General features: G+C 43.8%; 17 protein-coding genes and 1 other annotated feature. Of the genes, 1 reads left to right on the forward strand and 16 read right to left on the reverse strand.

Annotation, left to right across the window (positions count from 1 at the left end):
* Nucleotides 1-85: 85 nt before the first annotated feature.
* Nucleotides 86-403, reverse strand: a complete 318-nt coding sequence (locus tag DW183_RS01705; protein ID WP_118280348.1) for a YbjQ family protein — start codon at nucleotides 401-403, stop codon at nucleotides 86-88.
* Entirely contained in the window at nucleotides 384-1,028 is a 645-nt protein-coding gene (locus DW183_RS01710; protein WP_118535129.1) for a MerR family transcriptional regulator, read from the reverse strand. Before DW183_RS01710 ends, DW183_RS01705 begins: the two co-directional genes overlap by 20 nt.
* A 669-nt stretch (nucleotides 1,029-1,697) precedes the next feature.
* Between DW183_RS01710 and DW183_RS01715 the strand changes: the two genes are divergently transcribed.
* Entirely contained in the window at nucleotides 1,698-1,937 is a 240-nt protein-coding gene (locus tag DW183_RS01715) for a DUF6061 family protein (protein WP_118280350.1), read from the forward strand.
* Between the two features lie 2 nt (nucleotides 1,938-1,939).
* Here DW183_RS01715 and DW183_RS01720 read toward each other — a convergent pair whose 3' ends face one another.
* From DW183_RS01720 to rplK, 14 genes are all read right to left on the reverse strand, one after another.
* The gene (locus DW183_RS01720; protein ID WP_199649393.1) at nucleotides 1,940-2,083 is read right to left on the reverse strand and encodes a hypothetical protein; all 144 of its coding nucleotides are present in this window, start codon (nucleotides 2,081-2,083) and stop codon (nucleotides 1,940-1,942) included.
* Nucleotides 2,084-2,318: 235 nt separating this feature from the next.
* Nucleotides 2,319-2,558, reverse strand: coding sequence for a hypothetical protein (locus tag DW183_RS01725; RefSeq protein WP_118280351.1), 240 nt, complete (start codon nucleotides 2,556-2,558; stop codon nucleotides 2,319-2,321).
* Between the two features lie 208 nt (nucleotides 2,559-2,766).
* Nucleotides 2,767-3,135, reverse strand: coding sequence for a nuclear transport factor 2 family protein (locus tag DW183_RS01730; protein WP_118280352.1), 369 nt, complete (start codon nucleotides 3,133-3,135; stop codon nucleotides 2,767-2,769).
* A 136-nt stretch (nucleotides 3,136-3,271) separates the two neighbouring features.
* Entirely contained in the window at nucleotides 3,272-3,511 is a 240-nt protein-coding gene (locus tag DW183_RS01735) for a DUF6061 family protein (protein ID WP_118280353.1), read from the reverse strand.
* 481 nt (nucleotides 3,512-3,992) lie between these two features.
* Entirely contained in the window at nucleotides 3,993-5,180 is a 1,188-nt protein-coding gene (gene tuf / locus DW183_RS01745; RefSeq protein ID WP_118280354.1) for an elongation factor Tu, read from the reverse strand.
* A gap of 110 nt (nucleotides 5,181-5,290) precedes the next feature.
* Nucleotides 5,291-7,408 (reverse strand): elongation factor G, encoded by a 2,118-nt coding sequence (gene fusA / locus DW183_RS01750; protein WP_118280355.1) that lies wholly within the window; start codon nucleotides 7,406-7,408, stop codon nucleotides 5,291-5,293.
* Between the two features lie 45 nt (nucleotides 7,409-7,453).
* Nucleotides 7,454-7,924 carry a 30S ribosomal protein S7 gene (gene rpsG, locus DW183_RS01755; RefSeq protein ID WP_207662838.1) on the reverse strand — a complete coding sequence of 157 codons (471 nt, stop codon included), beginning with the start codon at nucleotides 7,922-7,924 and terminating at the stop codon, nucleotides 7,454-7,456.
* A gap of 148 nt (nucleotides 7,925-8,072) precedes the next feature.
* A complete protein-coding gene (rpsL, locus tag DW183_RS01760) occupies nucleotides 8,073-8,492 on the reverse strand; it encodes a 30S ribosomal protein S12 (protein WP_118280357.1) in 420 nt (139 codons plus the stop codon).
* Nucleotides 8,493-8,655: 163 nt separating this feature from the next.
* The gene (gene rpoC, locus DW183_RS01765; RefSeq protein ID WP_118280358.1) at nucleotides 8,656-12,483 is read right to left on the reverse strand and encodes a DNA-directed RNA polymerase subunit beta'; all 3,828 of its coding nucleotides are present in this window, start codon (nucleotides 12,481-12,483) and stop codon (nucleotides 8,656-8,658) included.
* A gap of 18 nt (nucleotides 12,484-12,501) precedes the next feature.
* Nucleotides 12,502-16,383, reverse strand: coding sequence for a DNA-directed RNA polymerase subunit beta (gene rpoB, locus DW183_RS01770; RefSeq protein ID WP_118280359.1), 3,882 nt, complete (start codon nucleotides 16,381-16,383; stop codon nucleotides 12,502-12,504).
* A 296-nt stretch (nucleotides 16,384-16,679) separates the two neighbouring features.
* Complete coding sequence (gene rplL, locus DW183_RS01775; RefSeq protein WP_118280360.1) at nucleotides 16,680-17,054, reverse strand: 50S ribosomal protein L7/L12; 375 nt, start codon at nucleotides 17,052-17,054, stop codon at nucleotides 16,680-16,682.
* Nucleotides 17,055-17,107: 53 nt separating this feature from the next.
* Complete coding sequence (rplJ, locus tag DW183_RS01780) at nucleotides 17,108-17,614, reverse strand: 50S ribosomal protein L10 (RefSeq protein ID WP_118280361.1); 507 nt, start codon at nucleotides 17,612-17,614, stop codon at nucleotides 17,108-17,110.
* A gap of 68 nt (nucleotides 17,615-17,682) precedes the next feature.
* Nucleotides 17,683-17,829, reverse strand: a sequence feature (ribosomal protein L10 leader region).
* A gap of 28 nt (nucleotides 17,830-17,857) precedes the next feature.
* Nucleotides 17,858-18,553: a 50S ribosomal protein L1 gene (gene rplA, locus DW183_RS01785; RefSeq protein ID WP_118280362.1), complete on the reverse strand. Its 696-nt coding sequence runs from the start codon at nucleotides 18,551-18,553 to the stop codon at nucleotides 17,858-17,860.
* 192 nt (nucleotides 18,554-18,745) lie between these two features.
* On the reverse strand, nucleotides 18,746-19,171 hold the full coding sequence (gene rplK, locus DW183_RS01790; RefSeq protein WP_118280363.1) for a 50S ribosomal protein L11: 426 nt from the start codon (nucleotides 19,169-19,171) through the stop codon (nucleotides 18,746-18,748).
* Nucleotides 19,172-19,184: the final 13 nt, after the last annotated feature.

Below are 19,184 nucleotides of genomic sequence, written 5' to 3' on the forward strand. Positions count from 1 at the left end.
AACTATATACATATAGTTTAATATGGAGATAAAAGTTTGTCAATAGAAGGACATTTACACATAATTACTCCCCATATTTCCCGCATCATTTTTCAATGATTTTTACTGCAGTGCCATAGGCGATCACCTCGGCTGCTCCCTGCATAACCTGAGATGAACCATATTTTACATCGATCACTGCATCGGCGCCCAGTTCCTTAGCTTCATCCACCATGCGCTTAACTGCGATCTGTCTTGCTTCATTTAACATTTCCGTATAGCCGACAATCTCACCACCCACAAGAGTTTTCATGCCTGCCATAAAATCACGTCCAATATTCTTCGTTTGTACAATCGTTCCTTTTACCATCCCCAAGGCTTCTATTTCACAGCCAGGAATATAGTTAATACTTAGCAGCTTCATCTTCTTCTCCTTTGTCAATTTCTTTTATTCTGCTTACCATCGCGACAATCGTTCCTACTATGACGGCCACGATCGGCACTATGACGAGTGTCAATGCCCATAATGGCATATCAGCATCTACCACATATCCATAAATCAACACCCCAATCACAAGTAACATAAGGATGAGCATAATACCTGCGCCACCAAATACACCCAGTTTCTTCTTCATATGAATATCGACTTTGCTTACATTCACAAAATCTATTCCCTCCTTCTCCATTTTTTCTACTTTGTCCAGCCAGTAATCAGAATCAAGTTTTTCAATGGAAAGAGATCCGGCAAGCATGGCCTGCGACAGCGTACACATCTTTTCGATGTTGTCCTGCTCTTTTTGCAATACTGCTTTCTGATTTTCAAGGCATTCGTCCACCGAGATCTGTCCCTGAAAGAGTCTATGAATTTGTTCCACCGGAACGCCCAGTTTGCGGAACAATTTTATCTTTTTCAACAGTTCCACATCCTCTGTTCGGTAATCGCGATATCCGTTTTCTGTTCTTCTCGGTTGCAACAAGCCCTGTTCCTCATAAAACCGGATATTTTTGCTGGTAATTCCAACCAACTCTTCCACTTGTTTAATCTTCATGTTTCCGCCCTTCCTGTCTGGTGACCTCTTTATACAACTTCCACCCAGTGGAAGGTCAAGTCTTTTTCTATATTTTTTCATTTTTACGGCATATCTACTGTTTTTTCATATAAAACAGCTTGTCTATATGGTACTAGAATAGAACTGCCTCTGCAATAAGGGAAATATATAGAATTTTTCATTCGCCCAGATCAATGTCACAATGGTCTCTCATATATTATTGACCTTTAAAACGATCGGGTGGATTCATTTCTTCCGAGCATCAATATTCCCGCCATGACATAAAAATGTGTATTGGGAGGGCTTTTATGAAATGTCGAATACATCGCTTTATTCTGGTAGAAAAATAATTCCTATTTTAAGGACATATTAATGGCATTAGATTTTTGTTCGACATTCTTTCTATTCACACATGCAAAAAGGCTCCTGAGAAAAAATCTCGAGAGCCTTGATTTTATTGCATTTTTAAATAATCAGTTATGATTACTCAATGATTGTAGCAACACGACTGTTAATATCACAACTTGTATTGTTCTAAATATTTTTAATGATATTTTGTTTTATATAATGGTACATTTTGTGATTATTATATCTATTTCGAAAGTTTTTCAAGTCCCAAATAAGCCCATGGGCTTTTTACCTCCAATTTAAATGAAAGGACTGATAACAATGAAATTGATACACGCGGAATATAACCCGATGCACAACAGTATCGCCATTAACCACTATGACGGCTACATCCTCCGGATTGACTGCAACCTGGCAGAATCCGGGATACGGACCACTCCTAATTCACAGCGGTGCCTGAATGCTCTTGCGATTGACAATCCACTGGAATATGCCCGGCTTGTGCTCGATGGCGAGATGCAGGCATGGACGGATGCGGAGGATAGTTTGGAACCTTTCTAAATTCAGTACTCCATATAGTTGTAAGCGGATGGCTTATTCTCGTAACCGCTTGGCTTGTAATACACCTCTGAGCATGCATCATGCAGCTTTTTGAGGTAACTCGGGTCAATGTTGATAAATGTCAACTTTCCCTCTAGTGTAAACATAATACTAATCCTTTGTATTTTGAGTTAAAAAATGTGGGAAGACTAAACTTCCCACTCGTTAATGTTCATCTCTTTACGGATTGATTACCGAAGGTTAATGGAGACCTTCTTTAATGTTCATCTCTTCTATGGTTCAAGACCATAAGGTTAATGGAGACCTCTCTATCATCATAATATGACAATTAACTGGCTGTGTCAACTGCATACTATAAATTTTATCATAACCCAAACAATCTCAACTTTGCAATTTGCTCATTCTTCGCATCATTTGAATGAAAATATACAGTAGTAATGCATTTTTAATCTGTTCGTAACGTAACAGCAACTCTTTTGACTTATGGTGTATTTGGTGTATCCTATCTTTTGCTTCCCCTTTGTAATAGTCTATTAAAACACACTCAGCAACTTCTGCTCCCTCTGCCTCATAAACCTGATTAGTTTTTTCAATCAGAGGCATACTCATACTATCATACATACACCATCCCAATGGCGAAAATCTTTCAGAAAACAACCTCATTTGGTTAAGCAAACTGTTCAATTGCTCTTCAATATCTTTTGTTTTCGCTGCTCTTTGCTTAAAAACATGCTAAAAAACTTAGATGCATTAATCTGTTGCTGTAATTCCTTAATACTAACTAAATTCTCAAATTCTTTCACATTCTCGCTCCCTTTTACATAGGAATTTACTCATTCTCATACGGATAATAATGCTCTGTCTTCGACTGAAACTCCTTCAAATCACAAATCTTCATATCCGCATCAAACTCAGCAACGGTCACTCCATCAAAGCCATCCACATTGCCCTCGTAGTCACACTGGAAAAACCATTCCACAACAGCCGTATTCCCAGAAACAACCACACGTTTTATATCCCACTGCAAAACAGTACCTTTCCGGTTCCAATCCTCAAACCATCTGATTATCTGTCCAATTCCTTTATACACCGGACCGTAACACTCGCTGTAAATAATATCGTCGCTAAAAATCCCCTTTACAGCATCAATATCTTTATCCAGCCAGCACTGAAAATATTTTCTAATAACCTCTTCCATTCTGTACTTACTCCTTCATCCGTTCAATCGTTTTCTCCACAGAAATACACTCCACATGGTCTTTTGAACAAGGCTACCATATGCGTTATTCTACCACATATTCATCCTTAATTCATCTGAAATTTTCACTGTTAATTTACCACACATCTAAACAATCCTCAGCATCCACCCATGCCTGCAACTCACCCGCTAAAGCCAATCGAGCATATTCCACAGGATTGTCAATAGCAAGTGCATTCAATGCACATTGTGAATTTGGTGTGGTCTTTAAACCATCCTCTGCCTTATTACAGTCAATGCGTAAAATCATATTATCAAAGGTGGTTATATCAATACTATTGCAGTATTGATTATATGTAGCATATATAAGTTTCATAGCATTTTTGTCCTTTCATCGTTTTTACAGATAAGCCGGTTGTATTGATAAACTGTTGTGTGTTCTAGAAGTATCCTTTAGAACGTGAAACTCACGCCAGCTATCTTATCAACTTGGGATGCGCACCACTGCTCATATCGGAACGGTTAGGACACGAAAAGGTACAAACTACTTTAAGCACCTACTCCCACCTGTATCCAAACAAGCATCAGGAAGTGGTGGATATGATGCAGAGCCAGCACAAGTTGGAAACAGTAACTGCCGGTGCATCTAAAACCTCAGATAAGCCAGAAAAGGACCCACAACCACAGAACACAAGGTTCAAAGTCGTAAGTCCAAAGGACAAAATAAGCCCACAGCAAGTCCACAAGAATGACTTAAGCCCATGCGTCGGCTTCGCCGAACGCACATAAAAAGGCTCAACCCCTTGTCAACAAAGGGTTGAGCCAATCAAGTCAATTGATACTCTTAAAGTATTTGATTACTCGATGATTGTAGCAACACGTCCTGATCCTACAGTACGTCCACCTTCACGGATAGCGAATGTAAGACCCTGCTCCATAGCGATTGGATGAATCAATTCGATTGTCATCTCTACGTTATCTCCAGGCATACACATTTCTGTTCCTTCTGGAAGGTTACATACACCAGTTACGTCAGTTGTTCTGAAGTAGAACTGTGGACGATAGTTGTTGAAGAAAGGTGTATGACGACCACCTTCATCCTTTGTCAAAACGTAAACCTGTGCTGTGAACTTTGTATGGCAAGTTACAGAACCTGGCTTAGCAAGAACCTGTCCTCTCTGGATCTGGTCACGGTTAATACCACGAAGGAGGGCACCGATGTTATCACCAGCCTGAGCCTCATCAAGAAGTTTACGGAACATTTCGATACCAGTAATAACAGTCTTCTGAACGTCTTCCTTGATACCGATGATTTCAACTTCGTCGTTAAGATGAAGTGTACCACGCTCTACTCTACCAGTTGCAACAGTACCACGACCTGTGATTGTGAATACGTCCTCTACTGGCATAAGGAATGGCTTGTCTGTATCACGCTGTGGATCTGGGATATAAGAATCAACAGTATCCATAAGTTCCATGATCTTGTCGCCCCAAGGTCCCATTGGATCTTCAAGAGCCTTAAGAGCAGAACCCTTAACGATTGGGCAGTCTGTGAAGTCATATTCCTCTAACTGCTCTGTGATTTCCATCTCAACTAACTCTAATAATTCTTCATCGTCTACCATATCGCACTTGTTCATGAATACTACGATGTAAGGTACACCTACCTGACGAGAAAGAAGGATATGCTCCTTTGTCTGAGCCATAACACCATCAGTAGCAGCTACTACAAGGATAGCGCCGTCCATCTGAGCAGCACCAGTGATCATGTTCTTAACGTAGTCAGCATGTCCTGGGCAGTCAACGTGTGCATAATGTCTCTTCTCTGTCTGATACTCAACGTGAGCAGTAGAGATAGTGATACCTCTTTCTCTCTCTTCTGGAGCCTTATCGATGTTCTCGAAGTCAACCTTTGCGTTACCTTCTACTCTTTCAGAAAGAACCTTTGTGATTGCAGCGGTAAGAGTTGTTTTACCGTGGTCAACGTGTCCGATTGTACCGATGTTACAATGTGGTTTGCTTCTGTCAAATTTAGCCTTTGCCATTTTAATTTCCTCCTTAAATTTACATCCTTTGGGATGTCATTTCTTAATTCAACTATTTCCAATTATATATGGAAATGATGGTTTTTTCAACTATTTCCGAAGAAATAATATTAGTTAGCATGCTCGCTGATAACCTTGTCCATAACGCTCTTTGGAGCCGGCTCATATCTATCAAAGAACATAGAGTAATTTCCACGTCCCTGAGTAGAAGAACGAAGTTCTGTAGAGTAACCGAACATCTCTGAAAGCGGAACAAATGCACGTACGATCTTACCGCCGCCGAGGTCATCCATACCTTCGATCTGACCACGCTTAGCGTTCAGACTTCCGATAACATCACCCATGTATTCTTCCGGCATAGTAACTTCAACCTTCATAATCGGCTCAAGAAGAACTGCACCGCCCTGCTTCATAGCATCCTTGAATGCCATAGAACCAGCGATGTGGAATGCCATTTCGGAAGAATCGACTTCATGGTAAGAACCATCGTATACGTTAGCAGAAATACCGATTACAGGGAATCCTGCTAAGATACCAGCCTGTGCTGCTTCTTCGATACCTTCTCCAACTGCCGGGATGTATTCCTTAGGAATAGCACCACCAACAACGGTAGATTCGAACTTGAATGTCTCTTCTCCGTTTGGATCCATTGGCTCGAACTTAACCTTACAGTGACCATACTGTCCACGACCACCGGACTGCTTAGCGTACTTGCTGTCGATATCAACAGGCTTGGTGATTGTTTCCTTGTATGCTACCTGAGGTGCACCAACATTTGCTTCTACCTTGAATTCACGAAGCAGACGATCTACGATAACTTCCAAGTGAAGTTCGCCCATTCCGGCGATGATTGTCTGTCCTGTTTCCTGGTTTGTATGAGCACGGAAAGTAGGATCTTCTTCTGCAAGTTTTGCAAGAGCTTCGCCCATCTTACCCTGATCATTCTTTGTCTTAGGCTCAATAGCCAACTCAATAACAGGTTCTGGGAATTCCATGGACTCCAGAATAACCGGATGCTGTTCATCACAGATTGTATCACCTGTTGTTGTGATCTTAAGACCAACAGCTGCTGCGATATCTCCGGAGTAAACCTTGTCAATCTCAGTTCTGCTGTTAGCATGCATCTGAAGGATACGTCCAACACGTTCCTTCTTATCCTTTGTTGCATTCAGGATATAAGAACCTGAGTTCAATGTTCCTGAGTAAACACGGAAGAATGCAAGTTTTCCTACGAATGGGTCTGTCATGATCTTGAATGCAAGAGCAGCAAATGGCTCATCATCAGATGATGGCTTTGTGATCTCGTTGCCTTCTAAGTCAGTACCCTTGATGTCAGGAATGTCTGTTGGAGCCGGCATGTACTCAATAACGCCGTCCAATAACTTCTGAACACCCTTGTTCTTGTATGCTGATCCACAGTAAACAGGTACTGCTTCACATGCGATCGTAGCCTTACGAAGTGCCTTCTTCATATCTTCTACAGATGGTTCTTCACCCTCTAAGTAGATCATCATCAGATCATCATCAAGGTCACAGATCTTTTCAACAAGGTTGGTGTGCCATTCATCAGCAAGATCCTTCAAATCATCCGGGATCTCTTTGATTTCAATGTCTTCACCCTTGTCGTCATTGTAATAGTAAGCATCCATCTCGAACAGATCGATCAGACCCTTGAAGTCATCCTCTGCTCCGATTGGAATCTGTACCGGGATCGCATTCTTGCCAAGACGATCAATGATAGTCTGTACTGACATGAAGAAGTCTGCACCCATCTTATCCATCTTGTTGATAAATGCCATACGAGGTACGTTGTAAGTGTCAGCCTGACGCCATACGTTTTCTGACTGTGGCTCAACACCGGCCTTAGCATCAAATACACCTACGGCACCGTCCAGTACACGAAGTGAACGCTCTACTTCTACAGTAAAGTCAACGTGTCCCGGGGTATCGATGATATTGATACGATGCTCCAATGCACCAGCCTTTGGCTTATGATGATCCTCAAGTGTCCAGTGACATGTGGTTGCAGCAGATGTGATCGTGATACCACGTTCTTTTTCCTGCTCCATCCAGTCCATCGTAGATGCACCGTCATGAGTCTCACCAATCTTGTAGTTTACACCAGTATAATAAAGGATACGCTCTGTCAATGTGGTCTTACCAGCATCGATATGAGCCATGATACCAATATTTCTGGTTCTATCCAGTGGATATTGTCTTCCAGCCAAGATTTTTTCCTCCTAATATTATTGTACACAAGTAATAAGTAACTACTAGAATCTGTAGTGTGCGAAAGCCTTGTTTGCTTCTGCCATCTTGTGCATATCTTCTTTTCTCTTAACAGATGCACCAGTATTGTTTGCTGCATCTAAGATCTCGTTTGCGAGTCTTTCTTCCATAGTCTTCTCGCTTCTCTTACGAGAGAACATGGTCAACCAACGAAGTCCGAGCGCCTGACGACGGTCTGGTCTTACTTCGATCGGTACCTGGTATGTTGCACCACCAATACGTCTAGCCTTTACCTCAAGTACAGGCATAACGTTATTCATGGCTTCTTCGAATACCTCAAGAGCAGGCTTTCCTGCTTTTTCTTCTACTCTGGCAAATGCGCCGTATACAATCTTCTGGGCAACACCTTTCTTACCATCTAACATGACGTTATTGACAAGCTTGGTTACTACCTTGCTATTGTAAATTGGATCCGCCAAAACGTCTCTTTTTTGAGTATGTCCTTTACGTGGCACGTTACTTCCCTCCTTAATCATATTATTTTTTCGATTAACTCAACGGTACTCACATGTTATGTGTTCGTGCTAAATTTATTCTGACAAATGAAAATAAATTTCAACACTAACCATATTTCTTTGTGAAAATACAATTGTCTGCTAGGTCTTATTTAGCGTCCTTTGGTCTCTTAGCACCATACTTAGAACGACCCTGCTTTCTGTTAGCTACACCTGCTGTATCAAGTGTACCTCTGATTACGTGATAACGAGTACCAGGTAAATCCTTTACTCTACCACCACGAATCAATACAACGCTATGCTCCTGCAAGTTGTGACCTTCACCCGGAATGTAAGATGTTACTTCGATTCCGTTTGAAAGACGAACTCTGGCGATCTTTCTCAGCGCTGAGTTAGGCTTCTTAGGGGTAGCTGTCTTAACAGCTGTACATACACCACGCTTCTGTGGAGAAGATGTCTCAGTAGGCTTCTTCTTAAGAGAATTGTAACCTCTCTGAAGAGCTGGTGCTGTAGACTTCTTTACAGATGTCTGACGTCCCTTTCTTACTAACTGGTTAAATGTTGGCATTATTTTCACCTCCTGTAGTATAGTTTATAAGTGTGCACAGTTTTATGCACGCTAAAATATTATATAAACATTCTCGTCATCTGTCAAGAGATTTCTCAAGCAAAAAGCACCACGGAAAGCATGATCTGTTTTCCGTGGTGCCTTGTATTATGATTTATTATCCTTAGTCGATAGAAACAGTATCTTCTGCTTCTGTTTCTGCCTCGGCTTCTTCGACCGGCGTATCATCATAAAGATCTCCGAAGTCTTCTGTCTGTTCTTCGATCTCCTGATTGTAATCGGTATTCAACTTGATGTTGCCATAACGTTTCATACCTGTTCCGGCTGGGATCAACTTACCAAGGATGACATTTTCCTTCAGACCGATCAATGGGTCGATCTTGCCCTTGATGGCTGCTTCTGTCAGAACCTTTGTTGTCTCCTGGAAGGATGCTGCTGACAAGAAAGAGTTGGTTGCAAGGGAAGCCTTTGTGATACCAAGCAGTACCTGCTTTCCTTCTGCCACTTCCTTGCCTTCTTCTGCAAGTTTCTCATTCATTTCTTCAAAGTCAAGAACATCAACAAGTGTTCCCGGTAAGAACTCAGAATCACCGTTGTTCTCGATGCGTACCTTCTTTAACATCTGACGCACGATAACTTCGATATGCTTATCACTGATTTCAACACCCTGTAAGCGATATACACGCTGTACTTCCTGAAGCATGTAATCCTGAACGGCACGCACGCCCTTGATCTTTAAGAGATCATGTGGGTTGATAGAACCTTCTGTCAGTTCGTCACCGGCTTCCAGTTCCTGTCCGTCTACGATCTTGATACGTGAACCATAAGGGATCAGATAAGCCTTGCTTTCTCCGGTCTCCTTATTGGTAACGATAACTTCACGCTTCTTCTTCGTATCTTTGATCTCTGCTGTACCGGCAAATTCTGTGATGATTGCAAGTCCCTTTGGCTTTCTTGCCTCAAACAATTCTTCGACACGAGGAAGACCCTGTGTGATATCGTTTCCGGCAACACCACCACTATGGAAGGTTCTCATGGTAAGCTGTGTACCAGGTTCACCGATAGACTGTGCTGCGATGATACCGATTGCTTCACCGACCTGTACTGCCTGACCGGTTGCCATGTTGGCACCGTAACACTTAGCGCAAACGCCGACATGTGAACGGCAGGTAAGGATGTTACGGATCTTCACGCGTGTGATCTCTTTTCCGTTCTCATCCACACCAACTGTAACGATCGCATGTGCACGCTTTGGTGTGATCATGTGGTTTGCCTTAACGATCACATTGCCATCAGCATCGCAGATCGTCTCGCACGAAAATCTGCCTGTGATACGTTCTTCCAGACTCTCGATCTCTTCACGACCATCCATGAATGCTGTGATGTAAGTACCAGGGATCTCACGATCTTTTCCGGCATTACAATCAGATTCACGAACGATAAGTTCCTGTGATACGTCAACCATACGTCTGGTCAGGTATCCGGAATCGGCGGTACGAAGGGCTGTATCGGACATACCCTTTCTAGCACCATGCGCTGACATGAAGTACTCCAATACGTCCAGACCTTCACGGAAGTTTGACTTGATAGGAAGTTCGATCGTACGACCGGTTGTATCAGCCATCAAACCACGCATACCGGCAAGCTGTTTGATCTGCTTGTCAGAACCACGGGCTCCGGAATCAGCCATCATAAAGATGTTGTTGTACTTATCCAATCCGGAAAGCAGGGCTTCTGTCAACTCATCATCAGTCTTTTTCCATGTCTCAACAACGTCTCTGTAACGTTCTTCTTCTGTCAAAAGACCCCTCTTATATTTCATCGTGATACGGTCAACTGTCTTTTCTGTATCAGCGATCATCTGTGGTTTCTGTGGCGGCACGGTCATATCGGAAATAGATACGGTCATGGCTGCTCTTGTAGAGTACTTGTAACCCATAGCCTTGATATCATCCAATACTTCTGCCGTCTTGGTTGCTCCATGTGTATTGATAACCTTTTCCAGGATCTGCTTTAATCCCTTCTTACCAACATGGAACTCAATCTCATAACGGAGTGCATTTTCCGGCTTGCTGCGGTCAACAAATCCCAGATCCTGTGGAATGATCTCATTAAAGATCAAACGCCCCAAGGTTGTCTTTACATTGCCTTCTACAACGCTTCCGTCTGCAAGTGTCACGCTCTTATGAACGTAAATGACCTGATGCAATGTGATCTCTTTATTTTCATATGCCAACAGTGCCTGGTTCATACTTGGGTAATAATGTCCAAGTATGTCTCTTGCTCTACAGATGACATGACGGTTACCGTCTGTCACATCCTCAAAATGGATCATATCATCAATGTCGATGACATCTGCATTAATGTCTGCCTTGATGTCCTCTGCGTCAGTATATACCTTATCAGAAACAGTCGTAATGCCCTCTTCCTTGGAATGATCTGCCAGACGATCCATGGTCAGATAGTAGATACCAAGTACCATATCCTGTGAAGGAACGGCTACCGGACCACCATCAGATGGTTTCAGCAGGTTGTTCGGAGACAGGAGCATGAAACGACATTCTGCCTGTGCCTCCGCAGTAAGTGGAAGATGGACAGCCATCTGGTCACCATCGAAATCGGCGTTGAATGCAGTACATACCAGTGGATGTAACTTGATTGCCTTGCCTTCTACAAGGATTGGCTCAAACGCCTGAATACCAAGTCTATGCAGTGTAGGAGCACGGTTTAACATAACTGGGTGCTCTTTGATCACTTCCTCGAGTACATCCCAGACCTCTGGCTGTAACTTCTCGACCATCTTCTTTGCATTCTTGATGTTGTGTGCAGTTCCGTTAGCAACCAACTCTTTCATAACGAAAGGCTTGAAAAGTTCGATCGCCATCTCTTTCGGAAGACCACACTGATAAATCTTAAGTTCCGGTCCTACGACGATAACGGAACGTCCAGAATAGTCAACACGCTTTCCGAGCAGGTTCTGACGGAAACGTCCTGATTTACCCTTTAACATATCTGACAAAGACTTGAGGGCTCTGTTTCCAGGGCCTGTAACCGGACGGCCTCTACGACCATTGTCGATCAGTCCGTCAACCGCTTCCTGTAACATACGCTTTTCATTACGAACGATGATGTCTGGTGCGCCCAGTTCAAGCAGTCTTCTCAAACGGTTGTTACGGTTAATGATACGACGATACAAGTCGTTCAGATCGGATGTCGCGAAACGTCCACCATCCAACTGTACCATCGGACGAAGATCCGGTGGGATAACCGGGATAACGGTAAGGATCATCCACTCCGGCTTGTTGCCTGACTCGCGGAATGCTTCTACAACTTCCAGTCTCTTGATGACTCTGGCGCGCTTCTGACCGGTAGCAGTCTTGAGTTCTGCTTTCAGTTCAGCCGCATCTTTTTCCAGATCGATATCGCGGAGCAATTTCTGGATCGCCTCAGCACCCATACCTACCTTGAAGGTTGAGCCGTACTGTTCTCTGGCATCCTGATATTCCTGCTCTGACAATACCTGTTTATACATAAGAGGTGTGTCTCCTGCATCAAGTACGATATAAGATGCAAAATACAATACCTTTTCCAGTGTTCTTGGTGACAGATCAAGGATCAGTCCCATACGGGATGGGATACCCTTGAAGTACCAGATATGAGATACAGGAGCTGCCAGTTCGATATGTCCCATACGCTCTCTACGAACACTTGCCTTTGTGATCTCAACACCACAACGGTCGCAGACTACGCCCTTATAGCGAATCTTCTTGTATTTACCACAATGGCATTCCCAGTCCTTGCTCGGTCCGAAGATCTTTTCACAGAATAATCCGTCCTTTTCCGGCTTCAAAGTTCTGTAGTTGATCGTCTCAGGCTTCTTTACTTCGCCTCTGGACCACTCTCTGATCTTTTCCGGTGATGCCAAGCCAATCTGAATTGCATCAAATTCTATTGGCTGATTTGTTGCTTCTTTATTCATTGCTTCTGGCATTGCTAATCTCCCTTCTTACTATTCGTCGCCAAGATCGTCTCCATCGAAATCATCAGAAAAAGCATCCATATCCGGCTCTTCTTCCTCATCCTCAATGTTGACTAACTCTTCGCTGTCTGCATCGAATTCCTGCTTGGTAAATCCACTCTTTGCAAAAGATTCGCTGCTTTCAAATGCGAAGTTCTTATCTCCGGCAATGATAGCATTGATGTCTGTATTGCCATATTCGCTGGTCTCCATCAACTGTACTTCGTTTCTGTCTTCGTCTAAGACTTTGACATCCAGACCCAGAGCCTGTAATTCCTTGAGGAGCACCTTGAATGACTCTGGAATACCCGGTTCAGGGATATTCTCGCCCTTGATAATGGCTTCATATGTCTTAACACGTCCTACAACGTCATCGGACTTCATTGTCAGAATCTCCTGCAATGTGTAAGAAGCACCATAAGCCTCGAGTGCCCAAACTTCCATTTCTCCGAAACGCTGTCCACCGAACTGTGCCTTACCACCAAGTGGCTGCTGTGTAACCAATGAGTAAGGACCGGTAGAACGAGCATGGATCTTATCGTCTACCAAGTGGTGCAACTTCAGGTAATGCATGTGTCCGATGGTTACCGGTGAATCAAATTCCTCACCTGTACGTCCATCACGCAACTGTACCTTTCCGTCGCGTCCTAACTTAACGCCCTTCCACAGTTCTCTGTGTTCTCTGTTATCAGATAAATACTGCATGACATCATCACGCAACTGATCTTTATATTTTGCTTCGAACTCATCCCACTCCATGTTTACATAGTCGTTGGAAAGTTCCAAAGTATCCTGAATATCGATTTCCTTTGCGCCATCAAATACCGGTGTCTCGATATTGAAGCCCAGTGCCTTTGCTGCAAGGCTAAGATGGATCTCCAGGACCTGACCGATATTCATACGAGAAGGTACACCCAGTGGGTTCAGCACGATGTCAAGCGGACGACCGTTTGGCAAGAATGGCATATCTTCTACAGGAAGCACGCGGGAAACGACACCCTTGTTACCATGACGACCAGCCATCTTATCACCGACAGAGATCTTTCTCTTCTGTGCGATATAGATGCGGACTGCCTTGTTTACGCCCGGTGACAGTTCATCACCGTTTTCACGGGTAAAGACCTTGGCATCTACGATAATACCGTATTCGCCGTGTGGCACCTTAAGGGATGTATCACGGACTTCTCTTGCTTTTTCACCAAAGATGGCACGGAGCAATCTTTCCTCTGCGGTCAGTTCTGTCTCTCCCTTTGGAGTAACCTTTCCGACCAGGATATCTCCGGCACGGACTTCTGCACCGATACGGATGATACCATTTTCATCCAGATCCTTGAGTGCGTCATCACCGACACCCGGAACGTCTCTTGTGATCTCTTCCGGTCCAAGTTTGGTATCTCTGGCTTCTACTTCGTATTCTTCCATATGGATAGATGTGTAAACATCATCCTGTACCAATCTCTCTGAAAGAAGAACCGCATCCTCGTAGTTGTAACCTTCCCAAGTCATGAAACCAATCAGAGGGTTCTTACCAAGTGCAAGTTCGCCCTTGGATGTAGAAGGTCCGTCTGCGATAACCTCGCCTTCTTCGACATGATCGCCCTTGAATACGATCGGACGCTGGTTGTAGCAGTTTGACTGGTTGCTTCGAGAGAACTTTGTCAGGATATACTCATCCTTGTCACCATCTTCTGTGCGGATGATGATGCGATTGGACTCAGAACGCTCTACCACACCTGCGTGCTTTGCAACAACGCAGACACCGGAATCGACTGCTGCCTTTGGCTCCATACCGGTTCCGACAACAGGTGCTTCTGTAGTAAGAAGTGGCACTGCCTGACGCTGCATGTTGGATCCCATCAGCGCACGGTTAGCATCATCGTTCTGCAGGAACGGGATCAATGCTGTAGCGACAGAGAATACCATCTTAGGAGATACGTCCATGTAATCAAACATGTGCTTATCGTACTCCTGGGTCTCCTCGCGGAAACGACCGGAAACGGAATTACGTACAAAATGTCCTTCCTCATCCAGTTTCTCGTTCGCCTGTGCTACATGGTAATTGTCTTCTTCGTCTGCTGTCATATATACAACTTCATCCGTAACACGCGGATTCTGTGGGTCGCTCTTGTCGATCTTACGATATGGTGCCTCGATGAAACCATACTCGTTGATACGTGCATAACTAGCCAGAGAGTTGATCAAACCGATGTTTGGTCCTTCAGGGGTCTCGATAGGGCACATTCTACCGTAGTGAGAATAGTGTACGTCTCGAACCTCGAATCCGGCACGGTCTCTTGACAGACCACCAGGTCCCAATGCGGATAAACGTCTCTTGTGGGTCAACTCGCCAAGTGGGTTGTTCTGATCCATGAACTGTGACAACTGGGAAGATCCGAAGAACTCCTTCACTGCTGCCGTTACCGGCTTGATGTTGATCAGGCTCTGTGGTGAAATGCCTTCCAGATCCTGTGTTGTCATACGTTCACGTACCACTCTTTCCAGACGGGAAAGACCGATACGATACTGGTTCTGTAACAATTCGCCGACCGCGCGGATACGACGGTTGCCCAAATGGTCGATATCGTCATCATGACCAACGCCATACTCTAAGTGCATATTGTAGTTGATGGATGCGAAGATATCCTCTCTTGTAATATGCTTCGGGATCAGGTCATGGATATTCTTCTTGATTGCATCAGCAAGGTCTTCTGCTGTCTCATTCTCTTCTAAGATCTGTGCCAAAACCGGATAGTAAACGAGTTCGTTTACGCCCAATGCCTTGGTATCGAAGTCAACATAATTGCTGATATCTACCATCATATTGGAAAGAACTTTGACATTTCTCTCCTCAGCCTGTACCCATACATATGGTACGGCTGCATTCTGGATAGCATCTGCCAGTTCACGGTTTACGACCTTACCTGCCTCTGCAAGAATCTCGCCTGTAGTCTCGTCCACTACGTCCTCTGCGAGAATCTGTCCGTTGATACGGTTGCGGAGTGCTAATTTCTTGTTGAACTTGTAACGTCCTACCTTTGCAAGGTCATAACGTCTTGGGTCAAAGAACATAGCAGAAATCAGGCTTTCTGCACTTTCCACGGTAAGCGGTTCGCCCGGACGGATCTTGCGGTATAATTCCAAAAGACCGCCTTCGTAAGAACCGTTTGGTTCTTTTTCCGTAATAGATGGATCCTTGCCAAAAGATGCAAGGAGTTTTGGCTCCTCACCGAACAGATCGATGATCTGCTGGTTGGTACCAACACCAAGTGCACGGATCAATACAGAGATCGGCACTTTTCTGGTTCTATCAACACGAACATAGAAAACGTCATTAGAGTCTGTCTCATACTCGAGCCAAGCACCACGATTCGGGATCACGGTACAAGAATACAATTCTTTACCTACCTTGTCGTGTCCGATTGCATAATAGATTCCCGGGGAACGAACTAACTGGCTGACGATGACACGCTCTGCACCATTGATCACAAAGGTACCTGTCTCTGTCATCAAAGGCAGATCTCCCATAAAGATCTCGTGCTCGTTGATCTCGTCGGTCTCTTTGTTGTAAAGACGAACCTTTACTTTCAAAGGAGCAGCATATGTCGCGTCTCTTTCCTTACACTGTGGAATTGTATATTTCACATCATCTTTGCATAATGTAAAATCAACAAACTCCAAGCTTAACTGACCGCTGTAATCAGCGATCGGAGAGATATCATCGAAGACTTCTTTTAATCCCTCATCGAGGAACCACTGATAAGAATCCCTTTGGATCTCAATCAGGTTAGGCATCTCCAATACCTCTTTTTGTCTCGAGTAACTCATACGCATGCTTTTTCCAGACTTGACTGGACGTATTCTGTTTTTCTCCATTGACGTTTCACCTCTCGTTTATATTTTAAGTCTATTGAAAAATGGGCATAAAATTCCCATTGCACCACAATAAAGCATCCTATACTATACAACAATTTCTCTCAGGATGCAAGAACTTTTTTCACTTTTCACTTGACAAATTGCCATTTTTTTGCATTGCGCGGATTTTTGGCACGTTAGGGCCTTTTGTGTAATAGGGTATCCCACGGAAAAATCCCATTACACAAAAAGACACCAGGATCACGAATAACCCTGGTGTCTCTGCTTGCAATACTAATTATGCCATCAGGCGGGAATTACTTTAATGTAACCTTAGCGCCTTCTGCTTCTAACTTAGTCTTGATGTCTTCTGCTGTAGCCTTGTCAGCTGCTTCCTTAACGATCTTAGGAGCGCCATCAACTAATTCCTTAGCTTCCTTCAAGCCAAGACCAGTTGCTTCACGAACAACCTTGATAACCTTAACCTTGTTAGGACCTACTTCTGTAAGTTCTACATCGAACTCGTCCTTCTCTTCAGCTGCTGCTGCGTCTCCGCCTGCTGCTGCTACTACAACGCCTGCTGCTGCAGATACGCCAAACTCTTCTTCACAAGCCTTTACTAAGTCATTTAACTCTAATACGCTTAACTCTTTGATAGCTTCGATAAATTCTTCTGTTGTCATCTTTGCCATGATAATTTCCTCCGTTTTAAATTTGATTTAATAATTTCTTTTTAATGAAGTGATTACTCTTCTGTTGCCGGTGCTTCGCCGCCCTGCTCAGCGATCTGGTTAAGAACTCTAGCCAGATTTGTGATAGGTGACTGCAAGCTTCCAAGTAACTTGGACAACAATTCGTCTCTTGACGGAACTGCTGCTACTGCCTGCATTCCGTTTGCATCATAGAATGTACCTTCTACGACACCAGCCTTGATTTCAAGTGCAGGTGCTGTCTTTGCAAACTTAGCAAGGATACGTGCAGGAGCTGTCGCATCTTCTGTAGAAATAGCAATAGCGCTAGGTCCTTCTAACACTGGAGCCAGGCTTTCATAGTCAGTTCCCTTGAAAGCAAAGTTCATCATTGTGTTCTTGTATACCTTGTAAGTAACGCCTGCTTCTCTTAATTCCTTACGTAACTGTGTGTCTTCTGCCACCGTCAATCCACGATAATCAACAACAACTACAGACTGTGCGTCTTTGATGTTTGCTGAGATCTCGTCAATGACCGGCTGCTTTAATTCAACTTTTGCCACGTTTCGTGTACCTCCTTATTTTATTTCATCTTGCTTAGACTTTGGAGATTTTATCTGATGTCCTGCCAACAGGCAAAACAAAAGCCTCTCTGCGCTAGACAAAGAGGCTCAAAAAATCATAATCACATCGTTTAAAAACGATCGACTGTCCTCGGTAGGTCGTATACGTTATGCCTTGCGGCACCTACTGTCTTCGGCAACATGCTTTCGCATTATATCATTGTATTATACGAATGTCAATAACTACTGTGCAACTTTTGCAACATTTACCTTAACGCCAGGTCCCATTGTAGGAGCCAAAGAAATGCTCTTAATGTACTGGCCCTTAAGACTGCTTGGCTTAGCCTTGTTAATGGCATCCATAAGGGTCTGGAAGTTGTCCGCTAATTGTTCCTCTGTAAAGGAAGCTTTTCCAATTGGCACATGGATAATATTGGTCTTATCCAATCTGTACTCAATCTTACCAGCCTTGATATCGTTGACAGCCTTGGTTACATCCATAGTAACTGTTCCTGCCTTTGGGTTTGGCATTAAGCCCTTAGGTCCAAGTACACGTCCCAAACGACCTACAACACCCATCATGTCAGGTGTAGCAACAACTACATCAAAGTCCAACCATCCATCGTTCTGGATTCTTGGGATCAGTTCATCTGCTCCAACGAAATCTGCGCCTGCTGCAGTAGCCTCATCAGCCTTAGCACCCTTAGCGAATACTAAAACCTTGACAGCCTTACCTGTACCATGTGGTAAAACTACAGCACCACGGATCTGCTGTTCTGCATGACGTCCGTCACAACCGGTTCTGATATGAGCCTCGATTGTCTCATCAAACTTAGCAGTAGCATTCTTCTTTACCTGAGCGATTGCTTCTGCTGTTTCAAATTGAGCTGACTTGTCGTATGACTTTGCAGCCTCAACGTATTTCTTTCCTCTTTTCATTCTATTTACCTCCTGTGGTAGTATCGGGAGAGGTCCCTCCCACTGTTTCAACTTGTTTTAAATCGCGCAAATAAGGAAGTTCTTTTCGCTAAACTCGAGCATCGCTTACGCTCGCTCTCGTTAATCTCAAAGAACGACCTCGCACTAAATTCGAGCTGTGCTTACGCCCGCTCTCATTAAGTTGCTTTCGGCCTATTCGGTCACCTCAACGCCCATACTGCGCGCTGTTCCTTCGATCATGCTCATAGCAGCCTCAACTGTTGCTGCGTTCAGGTCAGGAAGTTTTGTCTCAGCAATTTCCTTTACCTGAGCCTTTGTGATCTTAGCAACCTTTTTCTTGTTCGGTTCGCCTGATCCGGACTGGATCTTAGCAGCCTTCTTGATCATAACTGCTGCTGGCGGTGTCTTAGTGATGAAACTAAAACTTCTGTCTGCATAAACAGTGATTACAACAGGGATAACAGTATCTCCCATATCAGCTGTCTTTGCGTTAAACTGCTTTGTAAACTCTACAATGTTTACACCATGCTGTCCAAGTGCAGGGCCAACTGGTGGTGCAGGTGTAGCTTTACCAGCAGGAATCTGCAACTTAATATATCCTTCGATTTTCTTTGCCATTGGATTGTTCCTC

The sequence above is a fragment of the Roseburia sp. AM16-25 genome (assembly GCF_003473825.1).
Classification (GTDB): Bacteria; Bacillota; Clostridia; order Lachnospirales; family Lachnospiraceae; genus Pararoseburia; species Pararoseburia lenta.

Bases quoted from the DNA above. Each gene is read 5' to 3' on its own strand.
- DW183_RS01705 (WP_118280348.1), bottom strand. From the start codon at position 403: ATGAAGCTGCTAAGTATTAACTATATTCCTGGCTGTGAAATAGAAGCC.
- DW183_RS01710 (WP_118535129.1), bottom strand. From the start codon at position 1,028: ATGAAGATTAAACAAGTGGAAGAGTTGGTTGGAATTACCAGCAAAAAT.
- DW183_RS01715 (WP_118280350.1), top strand. From the start codon at position 1,698: ATGAAATTGATACACGCGGAATATAACCCGATGCACAACAGTATCGCC.
- DW183_RS01720 (WP_199649393.1), bottom strand. From the start codon at position 2,083: ATGTTTACACTAGAGGGAAAGTTGACATTTATCAACATTGACCCGAGT.
- DW183_RS01725 (WP_118280351.1), bottom strand. From the start codon at position 2,558: ATGTATGATAGTATGAGTATGCCTCTGATTGAAAAAACTAATCAGGTT.
- DW183_RS01730 (WP_118280352.1), bottom strand. From the start codon at position 3,135: ATGGAAGAGGTTATTAGAAAATATTTTCAGTGCTGGCTGGATAAAGAT.
- DW183_RS01735 (WP_118280353.1), bottom strand. From the start codon at position 3,511: ATGAAACTTATATATGCTACATATAATCAATACTGCAATAGTATTGAT.
- tuf (WP_118280354.1), bottom strand. From the start codon at position 5,180: ATGGCAAAGGCTAAATTTGACAGAAGCAAACCACATTGTAACATCGGT.
- rpsL (WP_118280357.1), bottom strand. From the start codon at position 8,492: ATGCCAACATTTAACCAGTTAGTAAGAAAGGGACGTCAGACATCTGTA.
- rpoC (WP_118280358.1), bottom strand. From the start codon at position 12,483: ATGCCAGAAGCAATGAATAAAGAAGCAACAAATCAGCCAATAGAATTT.
- rpoB (WP_118280359.1), bottom strand. From the start codon at position 16,383: ATGGAGAAAAACAGAATACGTCCAGTCAAGTCTGGAAAAAGCATGCGT.
- rplL (WP_118280360.1), bottom strand. From the start codon at position 17,054: ATGGCAAAGATGACAACAGAAGAATTTATCGAAGCTATCAAAGAGTTA.
- rplA (WP_118280362.1), bottom strand. From the start codon at position 18,553: ATGAAAAGAGGAAAGAAATACGTTGAGGCTGCAAAGTCATACGACAAG.
- rplK (WP_118280363.1), bottom strand. From the start codon at position 19,171: ATGGCAAAGAAAATCGAAGGATATATTAAGTTGCAGATTCCTGCTGGT.